The following is a 231-nucleotide window of genomic DNA, read 5'->3' on the forward strand; positions in this document are numbered from 1 at the left end:
CGGAAGGCCCTGCCCCTTACGAGCCGCAGCCGGCTCCGGAAGTACCGATGGAAGTGCCGGCTCCAACGCCGGTCGAGCCTGAGCAGCCCTTGCGCGATATCGCACCGGCTCCGGCAGCAGCCTTTTCCCCGGCGCCCTCGTCTTTCTCGCCCGCACCGCGCGCTTTCCCGGAGGACCGCATTACCGTCGGCAAGACGGTGGAGCGCCCGGTTCAGCTGACGGCAGCCGAGG

The 231-nt window shown here is 70.1% G+C and carries 1 pseudogene; it reads left to right on the forward strand.

Features of this window, described 5'->3' with window-relative positions:
- Positions 1–231: pseudogene (locus RTX98_RS17055) on the forward strand (hypothetical protein); the annotation flags it as partial.

The organism is Tianweitania sp., assembly GCF_032053605.1.
In the GTDB taxonomy this organism is placed as follows: Bacteria; Pseudomonadota; Alphaproteobacteria; order Rhizobiales; family Rhizobiaceae; genus Tianweitania.